This is a genomic window from Bradyrhizobium guangdongense (genome assembly GCF_006483445.1).
In the GTDB taxonomy this organism is placed as follows: domain Bacteria; phylum Pseudomonadota; class Alphaproteobacteria; order Rhizobiales; family Xanthobacteraceae; genus Bradyrhizobium; species Bradyrhizobium guangdongense_A.
In genome coordinates this window covers 1-4,172 of the sequence record NZ_PPPT01000312.1, presented here as the reverse complement: position 1 = coordinate 4,172, position 4,172 = coordinate 1, and the positions used below count along the sequence as shown (strand labels likewise).

Genomic DNA, 4,172 nt, shown 5'->3' with positions numbered 1-4,172 from the left:
GACCGACTACATCGACCTCTATCAGCAGCACGATTACGACCCGCTGACGCCGATCGAGGAGACGCTGCGCGCGCTCGACGACCTCGTGCGCCAGGGCAAGGTCCGCTACATCGGAAATTCCAACTTCCCGGCCTGGCGCATTGCCGAGGCCGAGTACATGGCGCGCACGATGAACGTCAGCCGCTTCGTCTCCTGCCAGGACGAATACAGCCTCCTGATCCGCGACATCGAGAAGGACCTGTTGCCGGCGGCCCAGGAATACAGACTCGGCCTGCTGCCGTTCTTCCCGCTGGCGAGCGGCCTCCTCACCGGCAAGTACCAGCGCGGCACCGAGGCGCCGGCCGATACGCGTTTTGCCAAGATGACGGCGCTGCGCGATCGCTACGTCACGCCGCGCAACGAGGACATGGTCGAGAAGCTGCAGGTCTTCGCCAAACAGCGCGGTCACTCCATGACCGAGCTCGCCTTCTCCTGGCTCGCCGCCCGACCGCAGGTCTCGAGCGTGATCGCGGGCGCCACCCGTCCCGAGCAGATCGAGGAGAACGTCAAGGCGATCGCCTGGACGCTCACGGCCGAGGACGTGGCCGAGATCGACAAGATCACGAAAGGCTGACGCGGCAGGTCATTTCGCGCCGCGTCCGACCGTCTGCTTGACCTCAAAGCCCTCGAACTGGGGATGGCCGAGATAGAGCGGCTTGTTGTCGCCGGCGCGCGCATGCGCCGCGCGAAACGCCTCCGACTTGGTCCACGCCTCGAACGCCGCGTGGTTCGCCCACACCGTGTGCGAGGCATAGAGCGTGTGGTCCTCGAGCTCGGGGCCCTTCAGCAGATGGAATTCGATGAAGCCCGGCACCTTGTCCAGATGCGTGTCGCGCGACGCCCAGACCTGCTCGAAGGCGGCCTCCGATCCCTTGGCGACGCGGAAGCGGTTCATGGCGATGTACATGTGATGGGCTCCTGATGCTCTCACCATTATCTCGTCATTCCCTGACGCGCCGCAAGGCGCGAGGCCCGGAACGACGGCGATTGTCGGTTATGCGACAAGCCCCTTCATCGGCCGCGCGGCAGCGCTGTCCGGAAACACCGTCTCCGCCAGCACGCGATCCGAGAGCCCGAACTGATCCTGCAAAACGCCCTTGATCACGGCGCGCAGATCCGTGGTCGGCTTGAGGTCGCGTCCTTCATACAGGTTGGCGGGCCGCAATCCCGGCCAGTCCGCAATCACCCGGCCACCCCTGACGGCGCCGCCGGCGAGCAGCGCGATGGTGCCGGTGCCGTGGTCGGTCCCGTCGGTGCCGTTGATGCGCGCGGTGCGGCCGAACTCGGTGGTAACAACCACGACGCTGTTGCGCCAGCGATCGCCAAGGCCGCTTTCGAATTCGGCGAGCGCGCCGTCGAGGCCGCCGAGCAGGAAGGCGAGCCGTCCGACCGGGCCGCCTTCATTGGCATGGGTATCCCAGCCGTCGAAGGCGAGCGCTGCGATGCGCGGGCCGTCATCGGCCGCCATAAGCTTTGCGGCGCCGCGCGCCACCAGCCGCATCTGCGCCGCCGCATTGCCAGGCTTCGGCTTCATGTCGTCGCCGGACGCCGCCTTCTCGAGCTGCAAGCCTTGCGTCAGCGCCGCAGCCAGCGCGGGATCGCGATGGCGATAGAGATCGATGAGCCGCATCGCGGTATCGTCATCGGCCTGCGGCAGCGCGACCGGCGCCCAACCGACGGTGGGGGCTGCGCCGCGCAGCACCAGCGGCGTGGTCGGACCGACCGCGAGCCCGCTCGACACGCGATCGCCGCGCGGCAGGGTTTCCAGCGCGCGATTGAGCCAGCCGGACTGCACGCGCCCCGGACCGGCATAGCCGCTCTCCAGCACGTCCTGGCCGTCGAAATGCGAACGGTCGCGATAGGGCGTGGAGACGGCGTGAACGACCGCGGCATGCTTGTCGCGATACATCCGCGCAAATTCCGGCATCGCCGGATGCAAGGCAAAGAACGAGTCCAGCGGCAACGCAGGCTTCGGCCCATCCGCGGTGAGCGCGATCGAGCCGTGCAGGCCGGCATAATCGGGGTCGCCGATCGGCGCCACGGTCGCAAGGCCATCGAGCGCGCCGCGCAGGATCACGACGACGAGCCGCGGATCGCGGCCCTCGGCCGCGCGCGCGAATTTCGGTAAGTAGGCCCAGGCCGCGAAGGAGGCGCCGCCGAGCAGCAGGCTGCGGCGCGAGGTGACGAGCCGGTTCTCGACGCAATCCATCGTCATCTCCTCTGCATCTCCGGCGACATCAAAAGCAGCGCCAGCGCCTGCTGGCGCGATTCCGCGCGCTCGATCGTTTTGCGCGTCTCGACCGAGGCTGCGTCAGATGCGGCGAACTCCAGCAGGTCCAGCGGGTCGGTGTTGTTGCCGAGCCGCGCGCCCATTTGCGCGGCGACGTCGAGCCTGAGCTTGATGCCCTCCGGCGCGGTCCAGGCCGCGTTGGTGTCGGGGAATCCGTTCGGCCCCGCCGGCGCCCACAGCGGCTGTCCGAGCAGATTGAGCGTGTTGAGATAGAAGCCGGGGTCCTCCGGCACGCGCGCCAGCAGCCGCCCGCTCGCGAGCAGAAATTCGTAAGGGCTCCGCATCTTGGTCAGCGGCGCCTTCCAGGCCTCGTCGGAATCGACCAGCGCAGTCGCGAGCGCCTTGAGGTCGCCGTCGGTCCTGACGAAGACATCGCGCAGCCGCGCCACCAGCGCGGGCGGCGGATCGTCGGCCACGAAATGGCGCACGAATTTGGTGGCGATGAAGGTCGCCGTCGACGGATGGCGCGCGATGTCGGCGAGCGCCGCCTCGCCCTGGGCGACGCCGGTCGCCTCATAGGTCTTGCCGAGCAGCACATGCGCACCCGGCTGGTGCGCATTGACGTTGAACACGAAGGAGCCGGGCACACCCAACTGGCCCTGCCGTCCGGCAAACGTCCAGCCCGTGATGATGCGCGCGAGCGAGGTGACATCCTCCTGCGTGTAGCCGCCGCCGACGCCGAGCGTATGCAGCTCCATGATCTCGCGGGCGAGGTTTTCGTTCAGCCCGCGCTTGCGGTTCTGCCCGGCGCGCGAATCCGGTCCGAGCGATTGCTGGTTGTCGAGGAAGAACAGCATCGCCGGATGCTGCTCGACCGCCTTCAGCATGTCGGCGAAGCGGCCGAGCACGTAGGGCCGGATCGCCTCGCGCTCGAACGAGCCGGCCCACATCCGCGCCAGCTCGCCCTTGGCGGCCGAGATGCAGAAACGATTGGACCAGAACACCACGAGCCGCTCGGTGAAACCGCAATCGGCGAGCGTGGCGCGCTGCAGCCGCGCCAGCGCTTCGGCGCGAAACGTCTTCTGGATCACGTTGAGCGGCTGCGGCGCGGGCTTTGCGGCCGGCGGCGCTGCCGCCGCATTGGGCTGCATGCTGTCGGCCGTCTTCATCTCCGGCGCTTGGCCCGCGATGTCAGTGGCGGCCATGTTGAGCGAGAGATTGCGGCGGACCTTGCCGTCGGGCTTTGGATCGGCGGCTGGCTGCGCCTCCGCAGGCCCGCCCGCCTTCGCCGCGGCCTCGCGCGCCTGCTTGACCTGGGCCTGATATTCGAACACGGCCTGGCCGAGCTGCGGCGTCGATTGCAGGCCCGGCGCTTCCAGCAGCACGCCGTTGGGACGGCTCAGCTCCGCCTTGACGAAGCCGCGCGGATCGGTGGCCGCGTTGATGAAATCGCCGGATGCCCCGCCGCGCGCGCCGAAGCCGAACCGGTTGAGCGCAACGAGCGCGGCTTGCGAATCCCGGGCCATCATGTGTCCTTGAGCGGAGGCGCTTCCGCAGCGTCGGTACGGCGCATAATATACCGTCCGAACAAATGAACCCCAGATGAAGATCATGGCGAAGCTTCGGCGCAAATCATGACAAAACCGAAAGAAATTCCGCACTCGGCGGCGTCCATGCGCAGCGTCACATGTTCCCGCTGCGGCGCCGAATTCGGCTGTTCGCTGTCGGGCGATTGCTGGTGCGCGGAGGAGACGGCCAGGCTGCCGATGCCGACCGAGGGCGAAGGCGAGGATTGCCTGTGCCGCGATTGCCTGCGCAAGGCGGCGAAGGACTCGCGTAGCCCGGATGGAGCGCAAGCGTAATCCGGGAATCTTTCGGTCGTCAGTCCCGGATTTCGCTGCGC

5 protein-coding genes are annotated in these 4,172 nt (G+C 67.8%); 2 read left to right on the top strand and 3 right to left on the bottom strand.

Translation table 11 applies throughout. The features are described 5' to 3' along the window. Positions 1-613: aldo/keto reductase (locus C2U70_RS32350; RefSeq protein WP_140982770.1), on the top strand; the 613-nt coding region annotated here is incomplete at its 5' end. 9 nt (positions 614-622) lie between these two features. Here C2U70_RS32350 and C2U70_RS32345 read toward each other — a convergent pair. From C2U70_RS32345 to C2U70_RS32335, 3 genes are all read right to left on the bottom strand, one after another. Next, a complete protein-coding gene (locus C2U70_RS32345; RefSeq protein ID WP_140982767.1) occupies positions 623-946 on the bottom strand; it encodes an antibiotic biosynthesis monooxygenase family protein in 324 nt (107 codons plus the stop codon). An 87-nt stretch (positions 947-1,033) separates the two neighbouring features. Beyond that, a complete protein-coding gene (locus C2U70_RS32340) occupies positions 1,034-2,254 on the bottom strand; it encodes a DUF1501 domain-containing protein (RefSeq protein WP_140982764.1) in 1,221 nt (406 codons plus the stop codon). Then, a complete protein-coding gene (locus C2U70_RS32335; protein WP_140982762.1) occupies positions 2,251-3,795 on the bottom strand; it encodes a DUF1800 domain-containing protein in 1,545 nt (514 codons plus the stop codon). The genes C2U70_RS32340 and C2U70_RS32335 overlap by 4 nt, the downstream gene beginning before the upstream one ends. 108 nt (positions 3,796-3,903) lie before the next feature. Here C2U70_RS32335 and C2U70_RS32330 point away from each other — a divergent pair, with 108 nt between their 5' ends. Then, a complete protein-coding gene (locus C2U70_RS32330) occupies positions 3,904-4,131 on the top strand; it encodes a cysteine-rich CWC family protein (protein WP_186294601.1) in 228 nt (75 codons plus the stop codon). Positions 4,132-4,172: the final 41 nt, after the last annotated feature.